At 71.0% G+C, this 21,665-nt stretch carries 23 protein-coding genes and 1 riboswitch; of the genes, 15 read left to right on the top strand and 8 right to left on the bottom strand.

Annotated elements, in window-relative coordinates; all coding sequences use genetic code 11:
- Nucleotides 1-82 precede the first annotated feature (82 nt).
- Both IEY82_RS21155 and IEY82_RS21150 read left to right on the top strand, forming a co-directional pair.
- A complete protein-coding gene (locus tag IEY82_RS21155; RefSeq protein WP_189125913.1) occupies nucleotides 83-1,405 on the top strand; it encodes an NYN domain-containing protein in 1,323 nt (440 codons plus the stop codon).
- 106 nt (nucleotides 1,406-1,511) lie between these two features.
- Nucleotides 1,512-2,465 carry a C40 family peptidase gene (locus IEY82_RS21150; RefSeq protein ID WP_225263579.1) on the top strand — a complete coding sequence of 318 codons (954 nt, stop codon included), beginning with the start codon at nucleotides 1,512-1,514 and terminating at the stop codon, nucleotides 2,463-2,465.
- 7 nt (nucleotides 2,466-2,472) lie between these two features.
- On the opposite strand, the gene IEY82_RS21145 is transcribed toward IEY82_RS21150, so the two are convergent.
- Nucleotides 2,473-3,351, bottom strand: coding sequence for a LysR family transcriptional regulator (locus IEY82_RS21145; RefSeq protein ID WP_189125911.1), 879 nt, complete (start codon nucleotides 3,349-3,351; stop codon nucleotides 2,473-2,475).
- Between the two features lie 70 nt (nucleotides 3,352-3,421).
- On the opposite strand from IEY82_RS21145, the gene IEY82_RS21140 reads away from it, so the two are divergent.
- Together IEY82_RS21140 and IEY82_RS21135 are read left to right on the top strand one after the other, a co-directional pair.
- Nucleotides 3,422-4,114 carry a class I SAM-dependent methyltransferase gene (locus IEY82_RS21140; protein WP_189125910.1) on the top strand — a complete coding sequence of 231 codons (693 nt, stop codon included), beginning with the start codon at nucleotides 3,422-3,424 and terminating at the stop codon, nucleotides 4,112-4,114.
- 265 nt (nucleotides 4,115-4,379) lie between these two features.
- Nucleotides 4,380-4,535: riboswitch (cyclic di-AMP (ydaO/yuaA leader) on the top strand.
- A gap of 58 nt (nucleotides 4,536-4,593) precedes the next feature.
- Entirely contained in the window at nucleotides 4,594-5,184 is a 591-nt protein-coding gene (locus tag IEY82_RS21135) for a C40 family peptidase (RefSeq protein ID WP_225263581.1), read from the top strand.
- A gap of 163 nt (nucleotides 5,185-5,347) precedes the next feature.
- On the opposite strand, the gene IEY82_RS21130 is transcribed toward IEY82_RS21135, so the two are convergent.
- The 3 genes from IEY82_RS21130 to IEY82_RS21120 form a co-directional block, all read right to left on the bottom strand.
- Entirely contained in the window at nucleotides 5,348-5,761 is a 414-nt protein-coding gene (locus IEY82_RS21130) for a DMT family transporter (protein ID WP_189125909.1), read from the bottom strand.
- Between the two features lie 73 nt (nucleotides 5,762-5,834).
- Nucleotides 5,835-6,155, bottom strand: a complete 321-nt coding sequence (locus tag IEY82_RS21125) for a DMT family transporter (protein WP_189125908.1) — start codon at nucleotides 6,153-6,155, stop codon at nucleotides 5,835-5,837.
- Between the two features lie 86 nt (nucleotides 6,156-6,241).
- On the bottom strand, nucleotides 6,242-6,685 hold the full coding sequence (locus IEY82_RS21120; protein WP_225263583.1) for a MarR family winged helix-turn-helix transcriptional regulator: 444 nt from the start codon (nucleotides 6,683-6,685) through the stop codon (nucleotides 6,242-6,244).
- A 124-nt stretch (nucleotides 6,686-6,809) separates the two neighbouring features.
- Between IEY82_RS21120 and IEY82_RS21115 the strand changes: the two genes are divergently transcribed.
- From IEY82_RS21115 to IEY82_RS21100, 4 genes are all read left to right on the top strand, one after another.
- Nucleotides 6,810-7,649, top strand: coding sequence for a gluzincin family metallopeptidase (locus tag IEY82_RS21115; protein WP_189125906.1), 840 nt, complete (start codon nucleotides 6,810-6,812; stop codon nucleotides 7,647-7,649).
- Between the two features lie 12 nt (nucleotides 7,650-7,661).
- The gene (locus IEY82_RS21110; protein ID WP_189125905.1) at nucleotides 7,662-9,122 is read left to right on the top strand and encodes a M48 family metallopeptidase; all 1,461 of its coding nucleotides are present in this window, start codon (nucleotides 7,662-7,664) and stop codon (nucleotides 9,120-9,122) included.
- Entirely contained in the window at nucleotides 9,119-10,204 is a 1,086-nt protein-coding gene (locus IEY82_RS21105; RefSeq protein WP_189125904.1) for a glycosyltransferase family 4 protein, read from the top strand. The genes IEY82_RS21110 and IEY82_RS21105 overlap by 4 nt, the downstream gene beginning before the upstream one ends.
- Before the next feature lie 275 nt (nucleotides 10,205-10,479).
- Entirely contained in the window at nucleotides 10,480-10,818 is a 339-nt protein-coding gene (locus IEY82_RS21100; RefSeq protein ID WP_189125903.1) for a hypothetical protein, read from the top strand.
- Between the two features lie 168 nt (nucleotides 10,819-10,986).
- Here IEY82_RS21100 and IEY82_RS21095 read toward each other — a convergent pair whose 3' ends face one another.
- The 3 genes from IEY82_RS21095 to IEY82_RS21085 are packed head-to-tail and all read right to left on the bottom strand — an operon-like array spanning nucleotide 10,987 to nucleotide 14,059.
- The gene (locus IEY82_RS21095) at nucleotides 10,987-11,904 is read right to left on the bottom strand and encodes a carbohydrate ABC transporter permease (RefSeq protein ID WP_189125902.1); all 918 of its coding nucleotides are present in this window, start codon (nucleotides 11,902-11,904) and stop codon (nucleotides 10,987-10,989) included.
- Nucleotides 11,901-12,773 (bottom strand): carbohydrate ABC transporter permease, encoded by an 873-nt coding sequence (locus IEY82_RS21090; RefSeq protein WP_189125901.1) that lies wholly within the window; start codon nucleotides 12,771-12,773, stop codon nucleotides 11,901-11,903. Before IEY82_RS21090 ends, IEY82_RS21095 begins: the two co-directional genes overlap by 4 nt.
- Nucleotides 12,773-14,059, bottom strand: coding sequence for an ABC transporter substrate-binding protein (locus tag IEY82_RS21085; protein ID WP_225263585.1), 1,287 nt, complete (start codon nucleotides 14,057-14,059; stop codon nucleotides 12,773-12,775). Before IEY82_RS21085 ends, IEY82_RS21090 begins: the two co-directional genes overlap by 1 nt.
- 265 nt (nucleotides 14,060-14,324) lie before the next feature.
- On the opposite strand from IEY82_RS21085, the gene IEY82_RS21080 reads away from it, so the two are divergent.
- Nucleotides 14,325-15,092: a DeoR/GlpR family DNA-binding transcription regulator gene (locus IEY82_RS21080; protein WP_189125900.1), complete on the top strand. Its 768-nt coding sequence runs from the start codon at nucleotides 14,325-14,327 to the stop codon at nucleotides 15,090-15,092.
- Between the two features lie 30 nt (nucleotides 15,093-15,122).
- Here IEY82_RS21080 and IEY82_RS21075 read toward each other — a convergent pair whose 3' ends face one another.
- Nucleotides 15,123-16,928 (bottom strand): AMP-dependent synthetase/ligase, encoded by a 1,806-nt coding sequence (locus IEY82_RS21075; protein WP_189125899.1) that lies wholly within the window; start codon nucleotides 16,926-16,928, stop codon nucleotides 15,123-15,125.
- Between the two features lie 147 nt (nucleotides 16,929-17,075).
- On the opposite strand from IEY82_RS21075, the gene IEY82_RS21070 reads away from it, so the two are divergent.
- The 6 genes from IEY82_RS21070 to IEY82_RS21045 all read left to right on the top strand — a co-directional run bounded on the left by IEY82_RS21070 (nucleotide 17,076) and on the right by IEY82_RS21045 (nucleotide 21,655).
- A complete protein-coding gene (locus IEY82_RS21070; protein ID WP_189125898.1) occupies nucleotides 17,076-17,843 on the top strand; it encodes a metallophosphoesterase family protein in 768 nt (255 codons plus the stop codon).
- Between the two features lie 68 nt (nucleotides 17,844-17,911).
- Nucleotides 17,912-18,349 carry an SRPBCC family protein gene (locus tag IEY82_RS21065; protein ID WP_189125897.1) on the top strand — a complete coding sequence of 146 codons (438 nt, stop codon included), beginning with the start codon at nucleotides 17,912-17,914 and terminating at the stop codon, nucleotides 18,347-18,349.
- A gap of 1 nt (nucleotide 18,350) precedes the next feature.
- A complete protein-coding gene (locus tag IEY82_RS21060; RefSeq protein WP_189125896.1) occupies nucleotides 18,351-19,550 on the top strand; it encodes an ArsA family ATPase in 1,200 nt (399 codons plus the stop codon).
- Nucleotides 19,551-19,584: 34 nt separating this feature from the next.
- On the top strand, nucleotides 19,585-19,995 hold the full coding sequence (locus IEY82_RS21055) for a DUF5304 family protein (protein WP_189125895.1): 411 nt from the start codon (nucleotides 19,585-19,587) through the stop codon (nucleotides 19,993-19,995).
- A 13-nt stretch (nucleotides 19,996-20,008) separates the two neighbouring features.
- Entirely contained in the window at nucleotides 20,009-20,941 is a 933-nt protein-coding gene (locus tag IEY82_RS21050; RefSeq protein ID WP_189125894.1) for an ROK family glucokinase, read from the top strand.
- An 18-nt stretch (nucleotides 20,942-20,959) separates the two neighbouring features.
- A complete protein-coding gene (locus IEY82_RS21045) occupies nucleotides 20,960-21,655 on the top strand; it encodes an endonuclease/exonuclease/phosphatase family protein (RefSeq protein WP_189125893.1) in 696 nt (231 codons plus the stop codon).
- Nucleotides 21,656-21,665: the final 10 nt, after the last annotated feature.

Raw genomic sequence — 21,665 nt, 5'->3', positions numbered from 1 at the left:
GTCCATGCAAGGGTCGCCGTTACGGTCAGGTACACGGCAGCCGTACCCTTGTCTGAAAGGGCATGTCACGAAGGGACAGAGGATGAGTTCAGCGGGTGAAGGCCTGTCTCGCCCGCTTCCCGAGCAGGTGCGGCTCAATGTGGTCGACCTGGCGGCCCAGGTTCTCGGTTCGATGCCCCCTGTCTCCGTGCCGCCGCCGTTGCGCGGCATCGCCAAGTTCGACCCGCGCAAGCGCGCCAAGCTGGGCAGCGCTCCCATCGCCGCCCAGCTGGAGAACGACAAGGAGTTCCGCGAGGCGGTCGCCGAGTCGGTGACCGCGGGCTGGCCCGAGCTCGTCGCCTCGCTCGCCGAGGGCAACGTCCCGCCCGCCGCCGATCCCGTGCTGGTCGCCGCCACCGCCTACCTGACGCGCCCGCCCGGCTGGGCCGACATGGTCGAGGCCGCCCGGGCCGACCTGGAGCAGTCGGCCGTCGCGGCCGAGGGCTCCGAGCGCGAGGAGGTCGTCACCCGGCTGCGCGAGCAGCTGGTCGCCCAGAAGAGCTCGGCCAAGGAGGAGGCCGACCGGCTGCGCGAGCAGATCAAGGCCGCCCGGGTGGAGAACTCCGACCTGCGCCGCAGGCTTCACGAGGCCCGTGAGCGGGCCAAGGCCGCCGTGCGGCGGGCCGAGGAGATGGAGCAGGCGGCCGAGGAGGCCAGAACGGCCGCCTCCGCCGCGGGCAACGCGGGGGAGTCCGAGCTGCGCCGGCTGCGCGAGCGGCTGGCCGACGTGGAGAAACAGCTCGAAGCCTCGCGCCGGGCCGCCCGCGAAGGCCGCAGCATCGAGGACGCGCGCGTCAGGGTGCTGCTCGACGCGCTGCAGGACGCCTCGGCCGGGCTGCGGCGGGAGCTGGCCCTGCCGACCACGATCAGCAGGCCCGCCGACTCGGTCGCGGGCGTCGCGGGGGAGCGGCCCGGAGTGCGCGGCGTCCCCGCCCGCGCGCTGTCCGACGACGACCCGCAGCTGCTCGACCAACTGCTCGGGCTGCCGCAGGTGCACCTGATCATCGACGGCTACAACGTGACCAAGTCCGGCTACGGCACGCTCACGCTCGCCGACCAGCGCAACCGCCTCATGACCGGGCTCGGCGGGCTGGTCGCGCAGACCCGGGTCGAGGTCACCGTGGTCTTCGACGGGGCCGAGCTCAACGCGCCGGTCCAGGTCGTCGCGCCGCGCGGCGTGCGGGTGCTCTTCAGCGCGCCCGGCGAGATCGCCGACGACCTGATCCGCCAGCTCGTCCGCGCCGAGCCGCCCGGCCGGGCCATCGCCGTGGTCTCCTCCGACCGCGAGGTGGCCGAGTCCGTGCGCCGGATGGGAGCCAGACCGGTTCCGGCGAATGTGCTGCTGCGCCGCCTCGGCCGCGCGTAGATTACGAATCTGACGTTTAGGTGAGTTCACACCCACCACTTCTGTACTATTTCGCCCCAGAGTGGATCCCCTGGGAGGCGACGCTGTGAGGTTAGGCCGGGTAACGGTGGCCGCGGGTTTCACGATCGGGCTGCTGTTGTCTCCCACGGGTGGAGCGCTCGCCGATCCTCGGCCCACGGTCGCGCAGGCGAAGGCCAAGCTGGCGAAGCTCAACGACAAGGCCGACAAGGTCGTCGACCGCTACAACACGGCGACCGAGAAGCACAAAGAGGCCCAGACGCGCTACACCCGGCTCAACACCGGTTACAAGCGCAAGCTCGCCACGGTGGCCGAGCTGCGCTCGCAGGTGATCTCGATGGCCGTCGACACCTACAAGCTGGGCGGCGACATCACCTCCTGGCCCTCCATGGCCGGGACCGACGACCCCACCTTCCTGCTGGGCGGGCTGGCGCTGGCCGGGCAGATCTCGCAGGAGCGGGCCCAGAAGCTGACGGCCTTCGACAGGGAGAACCGCGGACTCAAGGCCGAGCGCGACAAGGCCGAGGCCGCGCTGGCCGAGGCCGACAAGGAACGCGACGCGGTCCAGAAGGAACGCTCGGAGGTGCTCAAGCTCGTCGCCCAGCAACGCAAGCTGCTGGACAAGCTGAACGCCTATAACGCCGGCAACCCCAACAGCACCGGCATCAAGTACAACGGCCCCGCTTCGGGCAACGCCGCGGCCGTGCTCAGGTACGCCTACGCGCAGGTCGGCAAGCCGTACGTGTTCGGCGGCACCGGCCCGCGCGGCTACGACTGCTCAGGACTGACCCAGGCCTCCTGGCGCGCGGGCGGCGTCACGCTGCCGCGCACCACCTGGCAGCAGTGGGCCTGGGGCGCCAGCCGGAAGGTCTCCCTGGACGCCCTGCAGCCCGGTGACCTGATCTTCAGCGAGGGCCTGGGACACGTGAGCATCTACGCGGGCAACGGCCAGATCGTCCACGCCCCGCAGACCGGCGACGTGGTCAAGGTCGTCAGCCTCTCGGCCTACGGCCGCCGGCTCGTCGGCGCCGTACGCCCCTGAGCGGCCCTCAGCGGGCCAGCAGAGCCACGAAGGCGGCCACGGCGGGGGAGGGCGTGGCGGACGGCAGCGCGGCCAGCACGCGGCGTGAGGGCAGGCGCGGGGAGGGACGCAGCAGGCGGATGTCGGCGCGGAGCGCCGCCCGGCCCGCGATCGACGGGTAGAGCATCACCCCCACGCCCGCCGCGACCAGCCCCTGCCTGCCGTTCCAGTCGTCGCACAGGTGGCTGACCCGTGGCGGGCCGCCCAGGGCGGTGGTGAGCTGCGAGAGGGGCCCCAGGCAGTCGGGGTGGGTGCCGTCGATCCAGGCCTCGTCCGCCAGGTCGCGCAGCCGTACGCGCTCGCCCCGGGCCAGCGGATGGGTGCGGGCGAGCGCGACGTGCAGGTCGTCCTCCATCAGCGGCGCCAGCTCGACGCCCGGCCCCGGCTCGGGGTCCCAGGACGTCAGCAGCGCCACGTCGGCCTGTCCGGCCAGCAGCCCGGCGTACGGGTCGTCCGGGCCGCCCCGGACCGTCAGGGAGAGCTCGACGCCCGGGTGCAGCGCGGCGAAGGCGCGGAAGCGGTCGGGCACGTAGGCGGTGGCCGCGCTGGGGAAGGCCGACACCCGCACCCGCCCCGCGCCCGCCTCGGCGAAGGCGCGCAGCCGGGTCTCGAACAGCGTGACCCCGTCGAGGATCTCCGCCGCCTGGTCGAGCGCCGCCCGCCCGGCGTCGGTGGGCCGCACCCCGCGCGGCAGCCGGTCGAACAGCCGCACGCCCGCCCGCCGCTCCAGGGTGGCGATCTGCCGCGACACGGCCGGCTGGGTCATCGAGAGCTCCCCGGCCGCGGCCGAGAAGGAGCCGAGCCTGCCCACCTCGTGCAGCACCCGGAGCGACCAAAGGTCAAGCATGCATGGAGCTTATGCCTTTCATGCCGAACCCGCAGTAGTGCGCATGCCTCGGCCAGTGGATGCTCGGCACATGGAGACGATCGACGACCATCAACTGGACTGGCTGGACGAGGTGCTGCCCGGTGGGCCCGTCCGGATCCTCGACGCCGGGTGCGGCGACGGCGGGCTGGCCGCCGCGCTGGCCCGGCACGGGCACGAGGTCACCGCCCTGGACATCTCGGCCGAGGCCGTCGCGGCGGCGCGGTCGGCCGGGGTGCCCGCCGTGCGGGCCGACCTGGCGAGTCATCGGGACGACCCGTTCGACGTGATCATCCTGTCGCTGTCGCTGCACCACATGAGCCCGCTGGAGGCCGTGCTCGACCGGGCGGCCGCGCTGCTGGCCCCCGGCGGGACACTGGCGGTGGACGAGTTCGCCTGGGACCGGGCCGGCGCGGCGGACGCCGCCTGGTTCTACGACGCGGGCGCGCTGCTGGCCGCCGCCGGGCTCGCCGACTTCCCGCGCGGGCCCTGCCCGGACCCGGCCGGGCGCTGGCGGGCCGCCCACGCGGGATACGCGCGCGGTGACGCCATGCTCGCCGGGATCGCCGCGCGCTTCCGGATCGACGACGTACGGCGTCAGCCGTACCTGTCCCGCTACCTCGGCGGCAGGTTGGTCTCCGGCGCGGAGGAGGTCGCCGGAGAGCTGTGGCGGATCGAACGCGAGCGGATCGCGGCCGGGACCCTCCAGCATGTGGGGCTCAGGGTGACAGCGCGACAGAAGTGACATTTGGGACCTGACACACAGGCGTTTCGTCAAGTGTGAGGAGGGTCACATTCTCATAACAGAACCCCCTGATAAACAGGGGTTCATCACCTTACTGGCACCTTTATCGGACCTTTACAGCTTGACTCTGCCTTTGCCTGTTCGTGACTAAGCGGCGTAGGTTCTGGCGTCGCGGCGAACACGCCATGTTCGCCGCCCGCCGACATCGGTCCGCCGATGTGGTCGAGACAAAGATCCGCCGGTCGCCGTCCGCCTCGAACGCGAGGCCGGTGACCTGCCGAATCCGTGCAGCCAGGAGGCACGGAACCGGGGACCCAGCGATCCTTCGTGGATCAGGGGTGAATCGGCGCGCATCGCGCCGTAGGGCGACTTCCAGGCCCGAATCCGTCAGCTAACCCGGTAGGCGTTCGTGGAAGATCCAAGGAGAAATCCTGTCTACCTCGCAAAACCCCCGTCTGTCCCGCCTTGCCCTGAGTGGCGTGGCCCTCACGATGACCGTGACGGCCGGCGGCCTGGTGCACCCCGCTCAGGCCGAGGTGGCGACGGCGAGCGGCTCGGCCCTTTCCCCTGCGACGGCCGCGACGGCCACGACGGCCACGACGGGCGCCACGGTGCGGACCACGGCGCCCGCGCGGACCAACGCCGGATCGGTCACCGTCGCGTCCGGGAAGAGCAAGACCGCGAAGAGATCGAAGGGCGCACGGCAGCAGGCGAAGGCCCGCACGGCCGTCGCCGTGGCCAGGAACCAGATCGGTGACCCGTACCGGTACGGCGCCACCGGACCCGGTTCGTTCGACTGCTCCGGCCTCGTCCAGTACGCCTGGAGGAAGGCCGGGGTGACGATCCCGCGCGTGACGAACAGCCAGTACGCACGCATCAAGAAGAAGGTCTCCTGGAAGAACCTCCAGCCAGGAGACCTGATGTTCTTCCGCGGGCTCGGTCACGTGGGCATGTACGTCGGCAAGGGCAAGATGATCCATTCGCCGAGGACCGGCTTCACGGTACGCGTCGAGAAGGTCAGCGGGTGGCGCAAGTCGTCGTTCGTGGGGGCGGTACGTCCCGGTCTGTGACCTGTAGGGCTGAATGGGAGCTGGCGGAATCTCAGCGGTCTGTCGCCGACTTGTCGTTCGCGGCAGACCGCTGGGATTCGCTCCGCCGAGTGACTCCCGGCCGCTCAGGAGGGAGACCCGGCTTCGGGTGAGTGTCGGCGGTGCGACCGCGAACCTCCTGGGGTCACCAGCCGGTCACGGTTCGCGCGTCAGACGTGGACGTGGCTTTCCCGGCCTCGGGCTCGGGGCTGTCCGCGAGCTTCAGCCAGACGACCCCCGCGATGATCACTGCCAGCCAGAACGCTCGCGTGGGAGTGAGTGACTCGTCGAAGAACACCGGGCCGAGGACGGCGGCGCCGACGGCGCCGATGCCCGCCCAGACGGCGTAGCCGATCCCGACGTCGATGTTCCGGAGAGCGACGCTGAGACAGAAGAGCGTCAGCAGGAAGAACACGACGGCGGAGATGGACCAGCCCAGGACGGTGAATCCCGCGCTGCCTCCGACGCTGAGCGCGTAGCCGACCTCGAATGCTCCGGCCAGCAGTAGCACGAGCCACGCACCGGCCTTGGAACCGTGCTGTGCGCCTGTCGCGGTCATGGGGGTCAGTCCTTTCGTGACGCGGGAGTGCGGGGCGAGGGGGTGGAGCGCGGTGGGCATGCCGGATGGCTCATCAGGCCGCTCCACTGAGTTGCAGCCCGACGACGCCGGCGATGACGATGAGGATGCCGAGGAGCTTCCTCCCGTTCAGACGCTCCCCGAGCAGCAGTGCGCCGACGACGACGATCCCGACGCCTGCCACCGAGGTCCAGAGGGCATAACCGACGCCGACGTCGAAGGTGAGAAGTGCCAGGCTGAGGAAGAAGGTCGCGATCGCGCCGCTGACCAGGGTCGCGGCGGTCCACCACAGGTGGGTGAAGCCCTTCGCCTTGCTTGCCGAGAGGGCCACCGCGATCTCGAAGATCACGGCGACTCCCAGGTAGAGCCAGCTCATGGGTGTTCCTTTCGGGGTAGATCTCTGCATGTACATACATATGAGAACGCGTGATTCGGCCCCCGCGACCGGACGCGGGGGGACCGTCAGGGGACGACCAGGGTGCCGAGGTCGCTCAGAGCGCGGCTGAGCCGGCTCGCGTCGAGCTGCGGATAGTGCGCCGCCACGTGGCCGAGGAGTTCGCGAACCCGCTCCTCGTAAGGGCCGTGCACCTCCCGGACCAGGCCCTCTCCCTGCTCGGTGATGACCGCGTAGACTCCGCGCCCGTCGTCAGGGCAGATGTCGCGGCGAGTCAGGTTCTTCGCCTCCAGGCGACTCACCAGGCGTGTGACGGAGCTCTGGTTCAAGCCGACCCGCTGGGCGAGGTCGTTCACGCGCAGCTCCTTGTCGGGAGCCTGGGCGAGGTGCGTCAGCGCACGGTACTCCGTGAGCCCGACCCTGTGGGTGTCCAGGAGCCACTTGCCCAGACTCGCATCCACCGCCGACGTGAACGCGGCGACCTGGGACCATGCCGAACTGAGGCTGCCCATGGACGCGGAGTCTGAGACAGATGACTGCATGTGCATGCATCTAACCTAGCATGATTCTCGGGTCACGCGGGCCCGGCCGGGACCGGAGGGTCGAGAACCCGCGGGCCCACTACCATCGGTCAACGTGTCCGCGCAGGTGAGCCGTCGAGCCGTGCTGGCGGCCGCGCTGCTCCTCGCGCTGCCGTCCGCGGCCGGCCCGTTCGGTCCGCCCCCGGGGGCGGTCATGTCCCCGTCCGAGGGCCTGCCGCCCGAGGCGCGCGGGATCTGGCCCGGCGCGCGCGTCTCGCACGGCGTGCGGGCGGTCGTCGCCGGGCATCCCGGCGCCGACCGCGAGCTGCTCGGAGACCTGGCCCGCAGGGCCGACCTGGCCGGCGCGCGGGTCGCGGAGGTGCTCGGCCAGCCGGTGCGTCCCGTCGTGCTGGTGCCCGGCTCGGCCGGGGAGGCGGCGCGGCTGGCCGGGGTCGCCGAGGTGGACGGGCTGGCGGCCGTGGCGGACGCGGGCCGGGTGATCGTGGTGCCGGAGAACTTCGCGCGGCTCACCCCGACCGGCCGCGACGTCGTCCTGACGCACGAGCTCACCCACCTCGTCGCGGGCACCGAGGGGCTACCCACCTGGCTGTACGAGGGGTTCGCCGACTACGTCGGCTACCGCGACGCGGGGCTGGCCGTGCCGGTGGCCGCCGCGGAGCTGGCCGAGGAGGTGCGGGCCGGGCGGCCGCCCCGCGAACTTCCCGGGCCGGCGGCGTTCGCGCCAACGGACGACACCGAGCGCCTGGCCCGTTCGTACCAGGAGGCGTGGCTGGCGTGTCGCTTCCTGGCCGAGCGATCCGGCGAAGGGACTCTGGTGAGGCTCTACCGTGATGCCCAGAGGGCAGGAGTCGACCGGGCGCTGGCCTCGGCGGGGCTCTCGGTCGGGACGTTGACGGCACAGTGGCGCGCGTACGTGCGCCGGCAACTGGCGTAAGGGGACGCGCGCATGGACGATCGGCAGGACACCAAGGACGCCAAGGACGCACCGGAGGCCAGGGACGCACCGGGCGCGAAGGACGTACCGGGCGCACCGGAAGGGCCCGCCGGCTCCACCGCCGTTCCGTCCGAGCCCGACGGCGCGTCGCGCGAGAACCCTGGGCCGGCCGGAGCGGGCGGAGATGGAGAAAGCGGAGACGGAGCGGGCGGCGACGGAGAGAAGCGGCGGCTGCGCTGGGAGGCGGGCGCGGCGCTGGCGGTGCTCGGCGCCGTCATCGTGGCCGTCGTGGCGTTCACCACTCCGTGGCAGGCCCTGGCGGCCGGGGCCCCGGACGTGACGCCCGACCCGGCGCGTGACTTCACCGCCGCCCAGATCGCCCGGGCGGCCGCGTTCGACGCCGCCACCAGCGTCCCGAGCTACCTGTCCTACGGGCTCGGCATCCTGTTCGCCGGAGTGCTGGTGCTCACCCCGTTCGGCACGCGGCTGCTGGGCCGCCTCAAGGGGCCGTGGTGGCTGCGGGTGATCCTGGGCGTGCTGCTGCTCACCGCGCTCGTGCAGGCCCTGCGGTGGCCGCTGGGGATGTGGTTCGAGGTCCGGCTGCGCGAGTACGGCCTGTCCACGCAGGACTGGGCGGCGTGGACAGGTGACCGGCTCAAGAGCATGGGCGTCAACATCGTGCTGCTGTCGATCATGGCGCTGGCCGTGGTGGCGCTGGCGCGCAAGGTGAGGCGGTGGTGGATCCCGGCCGCCGCCGGGGCGTTCACGCTGACGGTGGTCGCCTCGTTCGTCTACCCGGTGGTGTTCGAGCCGCTCTTCAACGACTTCCACTCCATGCCCGAGGGCTCCCTGCGCACCAACCTGCTGGCCATGGCCGAACGGGACGGCGTGCCGGTCGAGGACGTGCTGGTCGCCGACGCCTCACGCCGCACGACCGCGCTGAACGCCTACGTCTCCGGGTTCGGCGCCACGCGCCGGATCGTCGTCTACGACACGCTGCTCAAGGCCCCGCAGGCCGAGGTCGAGCTGGTCGCCGCGCACGAGCTGGGGCACGCCGCGCGCCGCGACGTGCTCAACGGCACGCTCGTCGGCGCTCTGGGCGCCGCCTTCGGCGCCGTCCTGCTCTTCCTGGCCTTCGACCTGGTACGACGGCGCGCCAAGGTCGCCTCGCTGGCCGACCCGAGGGCGGTCGGCGTGCTCCTGGGCCTGATGAGCCTGGCCGGCGTGCTGTCCGGCCCCGCCCAGAACGCCATCAGCCGCCACGTCGAGGCCCGGGCCGACGTGCACGCCCTGGATCTGACGAAGGATCCGGTGACGTTCGTCGCGATGCAGAAGCGCCTGGCGGCCACCAACATCTCCGACCTGTCCCCGGACCCCGTGGAGTACCTGCTCTATGCCTCACACCCCTCCACCCCCGAGCGCATCGCCCTGGCCCGCGCCTGGGCCGGGCTGAACGGCGTCCCGGCGCCGTGACCGGAGTGGTCATCGTCACGAACGACTTCCCGCCCCGGCCGGGCGGCATCCAGTCGTTCGTGCACGGTCTCGCCCTGCGCACCCCGGGCGTGGTCGTCTACGCCTCCGCCTGGCCGGGGTGCGCCGAGTTCGACCGGCGTCAGCCGTACCAGGTCGTCCGTCACAGCGGCTCGCTCATGCTGCCCACACGCGACGTCGCCCGCCGGGCGGCCTCGCTCGTCGCCGAGCACGGCGCGCGGTCCGTGGTGTTCGGCGCGGCGGCCCCGCTCGGGCTGCTCGCGCCCCGGCTGCGCGCGGCGGGCGCGCGGCGGGTGGTGATGCTGACCCACGGCCACGAGGCCGCCTGGGCGGCCGCTCCGGGGTTCCGCGCGGCGCTGCGCCGGATCGGTGAGCACGCCGACGTGGTGACCTACCTCGGCGAATACACTCGCAGCCGGCTCGTGGCCGCGATCGCGCCGGACAAGCTGGTGCGCCTGGCGCCCGGCGTGGACACCGGCCAGTTCCGCCCGGGCGCGCCCAGGGCCGAGCTGGGTCTCGGCGACCGGCCGGTGGTGGCCTGCGTGTCCCGGCTCGTGGCGCGCAAGGGCCAGGACACTTTGATCAGAGCCTGGCCCGAGGTGCTCAGGGCGGTGCCCGGCGCGGTGCTGCTGCTCGTGGGTGGCGGCCCCTATCTGGGCAGGCTGCGCAGGCTGGCGGGAGGCCAGGAGTCGATCCGCTTCACCGGCACCGTCCCGGCGGCCAGCCTGCCCGGCTACTACGCGGCGGCCGACGTGTTCGCCATGCCGTGCCGCACCAGGATGCGCGGGATCGACGTCGAGGGGCTGGGCATCGTGTTCCTGGAGGCGTCGGCGACCGGCCTGCCGGTCGTCGCGGGCGCCTCGGGCGGCGCCCCCGACGCCGTGCGCCACGGCGAGACCGGCCTGGTGGTCGACGGCACCGACGTGGGTGAGGTCGCCGGGGCGCTGGCCGAGCTGCTCGGCGACCCGGAGCGGGCACGGAAGATGGGCGCGCGCGGCCGCGACTGGATCGTCCGCGAATGGACCTGGGACCTGGCCGCGGCCCGCTTTCGCGCGCTGCTGTGACACCCCACGACCTCACCAGGGCCGGTGGTACGGCATCCGGGCACCGCAGGGTCCCTCAATCGTCACTACAACATGCCCACGGAACGCCACGAATCGTGACATGAAGGCCCAGCAACGGCAGCAAGCCACAGTTACGGATTGCGCGAATCGTCACTTATGGCACATCTATTTCCCGAATGAGCGGGAAAGAATCTCACCGAGCTGGTGCACCAGGCTCGTACAGGCACGACCACACAATAGGGGAATTGTTGGTGAAGCAGTTAAACGGTAGGAAAGTGAAGACCGGGATCGCGGCCGTGGGGCTGGCCGCGGGCATGCTCCTTACGCCGATGCCGGCATCCGCGGCCTCCGGCGACGTCGCGGCCATGGGATGCCAGACGACCTCCGCGGTGCTCACGTACACCAGCGGTGGGACATGGAGCAGGAACTGCAGCGGCACCTACTCGATCGGCAGGAGCGCCACCAGGTTCTCCGCCGGCGGCTGGTCCGGCTACGTCACCTACCCGGCCTGGCCCGACGGCCATCGCGAATTCTGCGATTTCCAGAGTTTCTCCATAGGATCCACCGTCACCTCGGTCACCCTCTATGCCACGAAGGCCCCGTGGTGCCCCTGACCTCGGTCAAGGGGATCGGCTCGGACATCGGCGGGGCCTTGTTCGCAAGCTGAATTCACCCAGAAATAGCAGTGCCGTCCCGCATTTCCGCTGAAGCGTTACAGGAATGGCCGCGAGCTCAGCTCGCGGCCATTCCTGTGCGCGGCGGCCGCCCGGCCGGCCCGAAGGCTAGCCCTTGGTGGAGCCGAGCGTGAGCCCGGCGACGAACTGCTTGTGCAGGAGCTGGAAGACGATCAGCGTCGGCAGCGCCACCAGCACCGACCCGGCCGCCAGCAGGTTGTAGTCGGTGAAGAACTGCCCGCGCAGGTTGTTCAGCGCCGAGGTGACCGGCAGCTTGTCGCCCGAGGACATCAGCACCAGCGCCCACAGGAAGTCGTTGTACATCCAGGTGAACTGCAGCGTGGACAGCGCGGCCAGCACGGGACGGCACAGCGGCAGCGTCAGCTGCCAGTAGCGCCGCCACACGCCGGCCCCGTCGACCAGCGCCGCCTCGTTGATCTCCTCCGGGATCGTGCGCATGAAGTTCGCGATCACGAACACGCAGAAGCCGAACTGGAACGCGACGTGGATGAGGATCAGCCCGAGGTAGGAGTCGTACAGCGCCTGCGAGTCCGACAGCCACGCGGGCAGCGGGATCATCGTGTAGAGCGTGTAGAGCGGCGTGAGCAGCACCTGCGGCGGCAGCAGGTTGCCCGCGGTGAAGACGATCAGCAACGTCCTACGGCCCGGGATGCGCAGCCGGGCGATCGCGAACGCCGTGAACGACGCCAGCATCAGCGTGATCAGCACCCCGGGCACCACGATGACGAGCGTGTTGAGGTAGTAGCGGGGCAACTCGGCCTGGCTCCACGCCTCCCCGTAGTAGTCGAGGGTCAGGTGCTCGGGCAGCGAGAGGTAACCCAGCCGGGCCGTCTCGTCGTACGGGCGGAGCGAGGCGTAGACCGCCAGCGCGAGCGGCGTCAGCCAGCCCAGCGCCACCATGGCGAGGAAGACGTGCAGCAGCACCCGCAGCGGGCGCACCGGGCGGCGCGGCGGCGCGGCCGGCCGCCGCGACGTCCTGGCCGGTACGGGCGCGGTGAGCGTCATCGTTCCTCCCTGAACAGCTGCGACAGGTACGTGACGATGAACCCGAGCGAGATGGCGAGCAGGATCACCGCGATGGCCGAGCCGAACCCGATCCGGCTGGCCTCACCCACGATGTTCTCGGTGACCAGCACGGACAGCAGCTCCAGCCCGTTCCTGCCCCGGTTGATGGCGTAGACGATGTCGAACGCGCGCAGCGCCTCGATCACCGTGATGACCAGCACGATCACGTTGATCGGCCGCAGCGTCGGGAACACCACCCGGAAGAACGTCTGCGACTCGCTCGCCCCGTCGATGGCCGCCGCCTCCTTCAGCGCGGGATCCACCGCCTTGAGCCCGGCCAGATAGATGATCATCACGTACCCGACGTGCCGCCACCCGGCGGCCACCATGACCACCCAGATGTTGATCGAGCGGTCGCCCAGCCAGTCGACGGTCAGCCCGGTCACCGCGTTCAGCACGCCGTAGTCGGAGGAGTAGACGAGCTGCGCGATGAACCCCACCACCGCCAGCGACAGCACGACCGGCATGTACAGCGCGCTCTGGTAGACCCGCGACAGCCGCAGCCGCCGGTCCAGCAGCACCGCGCAGAACAGCCCGAACGGGGTCGCGATCAATCCGAGGAAGCCCAGCCAGAGCACGTTGTTGCGGACGGCCGACCAGAACGGCGGATATTCGCCGGCCAGATCGGCGTAGTTCTCCCCGCCGATCCACTCGATGGGGCCGATGCCGTTCCAGTCGGTGCCGGACAGGCCCACGCTGGCCAGCGTGGGCCCCCATATGAGGCCCACGTTGACGACGATGGCCACCCCCAGCCCGATGACCAGGATGGTCACGTCGCGGGCGGAGTAGCGACGGGTCTTGACTGCCATCAGCGGAAGATGTTGGCCTTCTGCTTCTCGATGCCGGCGAGCAGCGAGTCGATCTCGTTGGGTGCGCCGACGAAGGACTGCAGTGACGGGATCATCACGGTCGAGGCGAAGTCGGGCCGCGTGTCGCGGTCGAGGAACTGCGCGATGTGCGACGCCTTGGACACCAGCTCGGCGCCCCGCTTCTGCAGCGCGCTGTAGCCGGAGGTGTCGGCCTTGGAACTGGCCGCCAGCGTGCCCGGGTCCAGCTTGGTGGCGATGTTCTGCGACGCGCCCTGCGCGAGGTGCTTGAGCAGCGCCTTGGCGCCCTCGACGTTCTTGGCCTTGGCCGAGATCATGTAGCCGTCGATGGGGGCGTCGATCGAGTCGGTCCCGTACGCGGGGTTGATCTCGGGGAAGGTGAAGAAGTCGATGTCGTCGCGCTCGCTCTCCGGGAACTGCTGGGCGACGAACATGCCGAGCAGGTACATCCCGGTCTTCTTCTGCTGCAGCGACTGCGCTGCCTCCTGCCAGGTGCGTCCCAGCGCCGCCGGCTGGTGAAACTCCATCAGCCCGCGCCAGGTGTCGAAGACCTGCCTGACCCGGGGGTCGGTCCACGACTCCTTGCCGGCCATGAGCGAGATGTGGAAGTCGTAGCCGTTGGTCCGCATGTTGATGATGTCGAACGTGCCCATCGCGGGCCAGCCGTCCTTGTCGGCGAACGCGACCGGGATCAGCCCGTCGGCCTTCATCTTCCTGGCCAGCGCGGTGAACTCGTCCAGCGTCGCGGGCGGCTCGTACCCCTTCTCCGCCCAGAGGCTCTTACGGTAGAAGACCGCCCACGGATAGTAGGTGAAGGGCACGAAGTACTGCTTGCCGTCGCTGCCGGTGGAGGCCGCCTTGAAGGCGGGCGTGTAGTCGCCGCCGATCTCCCGCCACACGTCGGAGATGTCGGTCGCCAGCCCCTGCTCGGCGAAGAACTGCATCCGGTAGCCGGCGAACCAGGTGAACACGTCCTCCGGGGTGCCTCTGAGGTAGCGGTTGATGTTCTCCTGGAACGTGTTGTGGTCCACGGTGTTGATCTTCACCTGGGCCGAGGTGAAGCTCTCCAGCACCGAGGCGAGAGACTTCTTCGGCACCTCGTCGGAGGCGTTGGAGCCGATGGTGACGGTCCCCAGGCTGTTGCCGGAGGCCTTACCCGGTGTGGCGGGCTGGTCGGAGCCGCAGCCGGCGAGGACGGCGGGGACACCGAACGTGGCGGCCGCGCCGAGTAACAAGTTGCGGCGGGAGATGGGCATGCGTTGGTTCACGGTGGTTCCTCCTTGCCCGGACCCTCAAGTTCCCCCGAGTTCGCTCACCTTCCTTCATCGAAAAGCCAACATTTCGGACTGTCAACGCACGATTTCATGACGAATCGCTGGCAAGCGCCGCCAAGGTCCTGCACAACCCGCCACGTGCGTTCACGATTCACCAGGGCTCCGGACATGTTCCCCAAGCTCAGACCTTGCCCCGACGCGGGGGCGTGTCATGATTCCCCCAACGGCATGTCGGAAAGTGTTGGGATCTGGTGATGCGATGCTGGCCCCGCAGCGGCAGCAGGCCATTCTGGAGCTCGTCCGTCTGAACGGCGGTGTCAGGGTCGTCGACCTCGTGCGCGAGTTCGGCGTCTCCGACATCACCATCCGCCGCGATCTCGAAGTGCTCGCCGAGCGGGGGCTGCTGGCCAAGGTGCACGGCGGTGCCACCGTGATCGGCACCGGGTCCACCGACGAGCCCGGTTTCGCCGCCAAGTCGGTGCAGCAGGAAGAGGAGAAACAGGCCATCGCGCGCCGCGCGACGAGCATGGTGCGGCCCGGCACCGCGGTGGCGCTCTCGGCCGGCACCACCACCTACACGCTCGCCCACCGGCTGGCGAACACCCCCGGCCTGACCGTGGTGACCAACTCGGTCCGGATCGGCGACGTCTTCCTGCACACCGGCCGGCCGGACCAGACGGTCGTGCTCACCGGCGGCGTACGCACCCCGTCGGACGCGCTCGTCGGCCCCGTCGCCGTGGCCGCGATCCGCCTGCTCAACGTGGACGTGCTGTTTCTCGGCGTGCACGGGATGACGGTCCGGGCCGGGTTCACCACGCCGAACATGATGGAGGCCGAGACCGACCGCGCGCTGGTCGAGGCGGCGAGCAGGCTCGTCGTGCTGGCCGACCACACCAAGTGGGGGACGGTCGGGATCAGCACCATCGCCCGGCTCGGCGAGGCCGACGTGCTCGTCTCCGACGCCGGCCTGCCCGATCCGGCCCGGAGCGTGCTGGCCGAGCACGTCGGCGAGCTGGTCATCGTGTGACCGCGCGGCCCCGCGCGACAGGTGCCGGGCTCAGGAGTAGAGAGCCTCGATGTCGGCGGCGAAGTCGCGCAGGACGACGTTGCGCTTGATCTTGAGGGTGGGCGTCAGGTGACCGCTCTCCTCGGTGATGTCCGTGTCCAGGATCGCGAACTTCTTGATCTGCTCCGCCTTGGACACCGAGGCGTTGGCCCGGTCGACCGCGCTCTGCACCTCGGCCAGGATGAGCGGGTCGGCGCGCAGGCCGGAGGACGAGGCTCCGTCCCGGCCGTTGGCCGCCTTCCACTGCTCCAGCGCCTCGGGGTCCAGGGTGATCAGGGAGGCGACGAACGGCCGGTCGTCGCCGACGACCATGGCCTGGGAGACCAGCGGGTGGGCGCGCAGCGCGTCCTCCAGCGGGCCCGGCGCGACGTTCTTGCCCGCCGCGGTGACCAGGATCTCCTTCTTGCGCCCGGTGATCCGCAGGTAGCCGTCGGCGTCGAGTTCGCCGACGTCGCCCGTGTGGTACCAGCCGGAGTCGTCGGTCGCGGCCTGGTCGTTGTTCCAGTAGCCGTCGAAGACGTGCCGGCCCTTGGCCAGGATCTCGCCGTCCTCGCCGATCCCGATCGTCACGCCGGGCAGTGGCTTGCCCACGGTGCCGATCTTGTTCGCGCCGGGCATGTTCACCGTGCAGGGGGCGGAGGTCTCCGTCAGGCCGTAGCCCTCGAAGATCTCGATGCCGATGCCCCTGAAGAAGTGGCCGAGCCGCTCGCCGAGGGCCGAGCCGCCGCAGACCGCGGCGCTGAGCCGGCCGCCGGTGGCCGCGCGGATCTTGCCGTACACGAGTCTGTCGAACAGCGCACGGCGCAGCCGCAGCCCGAGACCCGCGCCACCGGAGCTCTCGGCCCGGCTGTAGGCGACGGCGACCTCCACGGCCTTGGCGAAGATCTTGCCTTTGCCGCCGGCGACGGCCTTCTGCTCGGCGCCGTTGTAGACCTTCTCGAAGACCCTCGGCACGCCCAGCAGGAACGTCGGCTTGAAGTCGGCCAGGTCGGGGGCGACGTTCTTCATGTTGGGGGTGTGCGCCAGGATCGCGCCCGCCTCGATGATGGCGACCTGGATCATCCGGGCGAAGATGTGCGCCAGGGGCAGGAACAGCAGCGCCGCGGGGGCCTGCCCGCCGAACAGCGGCTCCAGCGGCCCCTTCACCACGTTGCGGGCGGTGAACAGCAGGTTGTCGTGGGTGATGCGGCACCCCTTGGGCCTGCCGGTGGTGCCCGAGGTGTAGACGATCGTGGCCAGGTCGGCCGCGCCCACCCCCTCCCGGCGCCCGGCCAGAACCTCGTCGGCCACCGCGGAGCCGTCCAGCGAGCCGTCCAGCGAGCCGTCCAGCGAGCCGTCCAGCGAGCCGTCCAGCGCGGCCTCGACCCGCCAGACGTCCTTCAGCTCCGGCGCGGCCTCGCGCACGGTCGCCTCGTGCGTGTCGAGCTCGACGAAGACCGCCTTGGCCGCGCTGTCGGACAGGATCCAGCCGACCTGGTCGGCGGAGGACGTCTCGTAGATCGGCACGGTGACGGCGCCGATCGACCAGATCGCGTAGTCGATGAGCGTCCACTCGTAGCGGGTGCGCGACATAAGCGCGACCCGGTCGCCGTGCTCGACGCCCGCCGCGATGAGCCCCTTGGCCAGGGCGGCGACCTGGTCGCGCAGCTCGCCGGCGGTGACGGCCGGCCAGGCGTCGCCGACCTTGCGGCGCATGACCACGACGCCGGGCTCCCGCTCGCCACGCTCGAAGATCGTGTCGGGCAGACTCGCGGTGGCAGGCACATCCACCAGAACGGGGACGGAATACTCGCGCACGGATCAGCTCCTCCGGGTGCACGCATGGGGACGGCCAGGACGTTACCGGGATAAGTTACGCACCGGTAGCTTCGTCATCCAGGCGTCATCCAGGCGTTATCAAGGCTGTTCATCACGCTAGCAGCCGATACTCGTAGGATTCCCCGCATGAGGGTCCACGTCGTCAGTGATGTCCATGGCAGTGCCGAGGCGCTCGCCAGGGCCGGAGACGGCGCCGACGCGCTGGTCTGCCTGGGCGACCTGATCCTCTTCATCGACTACGACGACCACGCGCAGGGCATCTTCGCCGACCTGTTCGGCGCCGAACGGGCCGCGGAGTTCATCGGGCTGCGCACGGCCAAGAGGTTCGACGAGGCCAGGGCCATGTCGGCGCGGCTGTGGGCGAGTCTCGACGGTGATCCGCGCGAGCACATCGAACGCAACGTGCGGGCCCAGTACGCCAGGCTGTTCGCCGCCATGCCCGAGCCCGCCTACCTCACCTACGGCAACGTGGACATCCCGCGGCTGTGGGGCGACTACCTTCGCGACGGCCACCAGGTGTTCGACGGCCAGAGCGTGGAGATCGGCGGCCTGCGGTTCGGCTTCGTCGGCGGCGGCCTCAAGACCGAGTACCGCACGCCGTACGAGATCAGCGACGAGGAGTACGCCGCGAAGGTGGAGGCGGTCGGCGAGGTCGACGTGCTGTGCTGCCACATCCCGCCCGCGGTGCCCGAGCTGCTGTACGACGTGGTCGCCCGGCGGCTGGAGCGGGGCAGCGAGGCCACGCTGGAGGCGATCCGCCGCACGCAGCCGCGCTACGCGCTGTTCGGCCACGTGCACCAGCCGCTAGTCCAGCGCACCCGCATCGGCCGCACCGAATGCGTCAACGTCGGCCACTTCCGCGGGAGGGGCGTTCCGTACGTCCTCGAATGGTGATCCGACCTGCGCCAGGGCCGGGGCGGGCAGTCCACCGCGAGGGGCGAATTCTGCACTACGGTGTTCGCATGGCTGATCGCACCACTTCGAGCATCACCGTCGACGCCGATCGCGCGGGCGTGATGGCGGTCATCGCGGACTTCCCGGCCTACCCCGAGTGGGCCGGCCAGGTCAAGAGCGCCGAGATCCTCACCACCGGAGCCGACGGCCGCCCCGAGACGGTGCGGTTCGTCCTCGACGCGGGAGTGATCAGCGACACCTACACGCTCGGCTACACCTGGCACGACGACGAGAGCGTGAGCTGGCGGGTGGTCGAGCCGGGCAAGATGATCTCGGAGCTGGCCGGGAGTTATCTGCTGGCCGGCTCGGGCAGTGGCACCGACGTGACGTACGAGCTCGCGGTCGATCTCAAGGTCCCGATGATCGGCATGATCAAGCGCAAGGCGGAGAAGGTGATCGTGGACACCGCGCTCAAGGGCCTCAAGAAGCGCGCCGAAGGTCGCTGAGGTGAGTCCCCGGGTCCTGCTCTTCACCGGGAAGGGCGGCGTCGGCAAGACCACGGCCGCCGCGGCCACGGCCACGCTCGCGGCCCGGCGCGGCCTCAAGACGCTGATCGTCTCCACCGACACCGCCCACTCGCTGGCCGACGCGCTCGGCGCCGAGCCGGGCGAGATCGCGCCGGGCCTGCACCTGCACCAGGTCGACACGCAGAAGACGATGGAGCGCCACTGGGGCGACCTGCGCGACTACGCCAGGGGGCTGCTGGCGGAGCTGGGGCTCGACGAGATCACCTCCGAGGAGATCACCGTCCTGCCGGGCGCCGAGGAGGTCATCGCCCTGCTGGAGCTGCGCGAGCACGCCCGGTCGGGCACCTGGGATGTCATCGTCGTCGACTGCGCCCCCACCGCCGAGACGCTCCGGCTGCTGGCGCTGCCCGAGGCGCTCGACTGGCACATGACCAGGCTGATGCCCATGGGCCGCAGGCTGATGAAGTTCGTCTCGCCGCTCGTGCGCGGCGTGGCCCACGTCACCGCGCCCGGCGACGACGTCATGAACGCGGCCGAGCGCTTCCACCGCGGCCTGCTGGAGGTGCGCGAGCTGCTCACCGGCGACCACGCCTCCGTGCGTCTGGTGCTCACGCCCGAGGCCGTGGTGCTCGCCGAGGCCAGGCGCACCCTAACCTCCCTCAACCTGTACGGCTACCGCGTCGACGCGGTGATCGCCAACCGGGTCTTCCCCGCCGGGGGCGCCGACGAGTGGCGCGACCAGTGGGTGGCGGCCCAGTCCCGGCTGCTCGACGAGGCCCGTGAGTCGTTCGCGCCGCTGCCCGTCCACGTCGTCCCCTACCTGCCCGCCGAGCCCGTGGGCAAGGACGCGCTGGCCGCCGTCGGCGAGGTGATCTACGCCGGCTCCGACCCGTTCGCCGCCCCCGCGGTCGAGCCACCGCTGCGGTTCTCGGCCGACGAACTGACCCTGTCCCTGCCCGGCGCCGACCGGGCCGACGTCGACCTGGCGCGCAAGGCCGACGAGCTGATCGTCACCGCGGGCCCCTACCGCCGGATCCTGGCGCTGCCGTCGGCGCTGGCCCGCCGCGGGATCAGCGGCGCGGTGCTCCGCGACGGCGTCCTCCGGGTACGGTTCAGCTCAGGAGCCGAATCCGACATAGCGAGCGGAGCAGACGATCCCGATCGGACGCGACGTGAGTGAGGAGGGTGAGGGACCCATGGCCAGGGAGGGGCAGATGACCGAGAGCAACGACCGGGACCCGATCGGGTCCGTCGCCGACGAGGCGCGTAAGCTGTTCGACACGATCCAGGGACGTGCCACCCGCCAGGTCGGCAGGACCGTGTTCAAGTCCTTCACCGGCGGTGGCGGGCGCAGGGACACGGACGTGTGGAGCGAGGCGGTGGCCGAGCCCCAGGAGGAGTACATCTGCCGCGCCTGCCCGGTCTGCCGGGCGATGGCCGCGCAGCGCGAATCCGGCGGCGACGTGGCCGGGCATCTGGTGGCCGCGGGCGGCGAGTTGTTCGCCGCCTTCCGCCAGACCATCGACACGTTGAGCAGGCCGGCCCCCCGCAGGCCTCGCGACGACCGCGATCGCCGCGACGACGACCACGGTCGCGACCACGTCGAACACATAGACCTGGGATAGGGGAACATCCGACATGCTCACGATCGGTGTGGACATCGGCGGCACCAAAGTCGGGGCGGGGATCGTCGACGACGAGGGCCGGATCGTCCAGGAGGCGTTGCGGCCGACTCCCGCCGACCGGCCCGACCTGGTGGCCGAGACGGTGGCCGACGTCGTCCGCGAGCTGGCCGAGGGCAGAGAGATCGAGGCCGTCGGCGTCGGCGCCGCCGGTTTCGTCGACGAGACCCGGTCGATGGTGCGCTTCGCGCCCAACCTGGCCTGGCGCGAGGAGCCCCTGCAGAAGAAGATCAGCGGTCTGGTCGGCCTGCCCATCGTGGTGGAGAACGACGCCAACGCCATGGCCTGGGGCGAGACCAGGTTCGGCGCCGGCCGGGGCCAGTCCCACGTGGTCTGCGTCACGCTCGGCACCGGCATCGGCGGCGGGCTGGTGTTCGACGGCAGCCTCTACCGGGGCCGCTGGGGCATGGGCGCCGAGCTCGGCCACATGCAGGTGCGGCCCGGCGGCCGGCCGTGCGGCTGCGGCCAGACGGGCTGCTGGGAGCAGTACGCCAGCGGCAACGCGCTGGTCATCGAGGCCAGGGAGCTCGCCGCGGAGCGGCCCGAGGACGCCCGGATCCTGCTCGGCCTGGCCGGCGGCAAGATCGAGGGCGAGGAGGTCACCGAGGCCGCGCGGCGCGGCGACGCGGTGGCGCTGGCCGCGTTCGACACCCTCGCCGACTGGCTCGGCCAGGGCATGGCCGACCTGGCCGCGATCCTCGACCCCGGCTGCTTCATCGTGGGCGGTGGCGTGTCCCGGGCGGCCGACCTCTTCCTCGACCGGGCCCGCAAGGCGTTCGCCGAGCGGCTGACCGGCAACGGGCACCGGCCGCTCGCCGAGATCCGCCTGGCCGAGCTGGGCGCCTCCGCCGGGGTGGTGGGGGCGGCGGACCTCGCCAGGCTGCGCTGACGGGGCAGGATTCCGTCCGTGACCGTGAGGGTGGGCACCTACAACGTCCGAGGGTTGAGAGACAGCGTTCCCGCGCTGCTGCGTGTGATCACCGCGATGCGGTGCGACGTCCTGTGCCTGCAGGAGGCGCCGCGACTGCTCAACTGGCGGGCCAGGCGGCAGGGGCTGGCCGAGGCGGCCGGGCTGCGGGTGGTGGCCGGAGGACGGCTCGGCGGGGTGGCGGTGCTCGCCGCACCCCGCGTCAGGGTGCTGCACGCCGAGAGCCACGTGCTCCGGGTCTTCGTGGGCCTGGAGATCCGCGGCCTGGCGATCGCGGTCGTGGAGGTGGACGGCGCGCGGCTCGCCGTGGGCTCGCTCCATCTCGACCTCAACGGCGCGGCCCGGCTGCACCACGCGACCGAGGCGCTGACGTTACTGGAGAGAGCGGCCTCCTGGTTCGGCGCGGCGGTCGTGCTGGGCGGCGACTTCAACGAGCGTGATCACGAGCCGACCTGGCGCTATCTGGCGGGGCGGCTCGTCGACTGCTACCCGCGCGCGCCCACGGGCGACGGACTGACGTTCACCGCCAGGCGCCCGCAGGCGCGCATCGACGCGGTGTTCGCCGCCCCGGAGCTGACGGTCGTCTCGTGCGGCGGCGCCGACGCCCCGGCCGCCGATCTGGCCGAGGCCACCGACCATCTGCCGGTCGTCGCCGAGTTGCGAATTGACACCTAACGGCAGGGCG

Origin of the sequence: Nonomuraea cavernae (assembly GCF_014646355.1) — a bacterium.
Classification (GTDB): Bacteria; Actinomycetota; Actinomycetes; order Streptosporangiales; family Streptosporangiaceae; genus Nonomuraea; species Nonomuraea cavernae.
This window is presented reverse-complemented; position numbering and strand designations above follow the sequence as displayed.

Coding starts and splice junctions, on each gene's coding strand:
- IEY82_RS21155 (WP_189125913.1), top strand. CDS start 83: ATGAGTTCAGCGGGTGAAGGCCTGTCTCGCCCGCTTCCCGAGCAGGTG.
- IEY82_RS21145 (WP_189125911.1), bottom strand. CDS start 3,351: ATGCTTGACCTTTGGTCGCTCCGGGTGCTGCACGAGGTGGGCAGGCTC.
- IEY82_RS21140 (WP_189125910.1), top strand. CDS start 3,422: ATGGAGACGATCGACGACCATCAACTGGACTGGCTGGACGAGGTGCTG.
- IEY82_RS21130 (WP_189125909.1), bottom strand. CDS start 5,761: ATGACCGCGACAGGCGCACAGCACGGTTCCAAGGCCGGTGCGTGGCTC.
- IEY82_RS21125 (WP_189125908.1), bottom strand. CDS start 6,155: ATGAGCTGGCTCTACCTGGGAGTCGCCGTGATCTTCGAGATCGCGGTG.
- IEY82_RS21120 (WP_225263583.1), bottom strand. CDS start 6,685: ATGGGCAGCCTCAGTTCGGCATGGTCCCAGGTCGCCGCGTTCACGTCG.
- IEY82_RS21110 (WP_189125905.1), top strand. CDS start 7,662: ATGGACGATCGGCAGGACACCAAGGACGCCAAGGACGCACCGGAGGCC.
- IEY82_RS21095 (WP_189125902.1), bottom strand. CDS start 11,904: ATGACGCTCACCGCGCCCGTACCGGCCAGGACGTCGCGGCGGCCGGCC.
- IEY82_RS21090 (WP_189125901.1), bottom strand. CDS start 12,773: ATGGCAGTCAAGACCCGTCGCTACTCCGCCCGCGACGTGACCATCCTG.
- IEY82_RS21080 (WP_189125900.1), top strand. CDS start 14,325: ATGCTGGCCCCGCAGCGGCAGCAGGCCATTCTGGAGCTCGTCCGTCTG.
- IEY82_RS21070 (WP_189125898.1), top strand. CDS start 17,076: ATGAGGGTCCACGTCGTCAGTGATGTCCATGGCAGTGCCGAGGCGCTC.
- IEY82_RS21065 (WP_189125897.1), top strand. CDS start 17,912: ATGGCTGATCGCACCACTTCGAGCATCACCGTCGACGCCGATCGCGCG.
- IEY82_RS21055 (WP_189125895.1), top strand. CDS start 19,585: ATGACCGAGAGCAACGACCGGGACCCGATCGGGTCCGTCGCCGACGAG.
- IEY82_RS21050 (WP_189125894.1), top strand. CDS start 20,009: ATGCTCACGATCGGTGTGGACATCGGCGGCACCAAAGTCGGGGCGGGG.